We start from the raw sequence: 813 nt of genomic DNA on the forward strand, positions 1-813 counted from the left end.
GATCACGACTGCCAGATACAGCCAGCCCTCGGCGGTGGCGATGTAGGTGATGTCGCCGGTCCACACGCGGTTCGGGGCGTCAGGCGCGAAGCGGCGATCCAGGACATTCGCTGCCACGGGCAGGCTGTGCCTGGAGTCCGTCGTCGCCTTGTAACGCCGCTTGTGCCGCGCCCGGATACCGTTCTCACGCATCAGGCGTTCGATGCGCGGCAAACCGATCCGGTAGCCACGCCCACGCAACTCGGCGTGGATGCGTCGTGCGCCATACGCCTGCCGAACCTCCTGATGGATCGTGCGAATCAGAACCAACGCCTGCGCGTCGGTCAGGCGCTTGCGCTGCGCAGTGCCACCGGCCTGCCACGCTCGAAAGCCGCTCTGGCTCACCGACAAGGCGTCGCACAGGACGGGAAACGGGAAGGATCTACGCTGCTTCTCGATCCAGGCATATTTCACAGCAGCTCCTTCGCGAAATATGCCGTCGCTTTTTTTAGGATCTCATTTTCCATCTCGAGGCGCGCTACCTGCGCGCGCAACCGGGACAGCTCCATCTGCTCGGCAGTGATCTGTTTGGCTCCGGCCGGGTTCAGTTTGCCCGCCTTCGCCGCCTTGACCCAGTTGCGCAGCGTCTGCTCGACCAGCCCCAGTTCTTCGGCCGCACGGGCGATGCTGCCGACCTCGTCGGCTCGCTTGACGGCCTGCTCCTTGAACTCGGCCGTGTACTCCTGCTTCGGGATGCGTTTCACGTCGTTCTTCCTCTCGTTGCGTCGATCGTACGACGACTACGTTGGAAGACGAAATTCGTGGGGCAGCTCA

Annotated in this window: 1 pseudogene; it reads right to left on the reverse strand. The window is 63.3% G+C overall.

What is annotated here, in order from left to right:
- Positions 1–743, reverse strand: a pseudogene (locus tag MXC99_RS00275) (IS3 family transposase); the annotation flags it as partial.
- Positions 744–813 lie beyond the last annotated feature (70 nt).

This window comes from Thauera aromatica, from assembly GCF_023093595.1.
Classification (GTDB): domain Bacteria; phylum Pseudomonadota; class Gammaproteobacteria; order Burkholderiales; family Rhodocyclaceae; genus Thauera; species Thauera aromatica_A.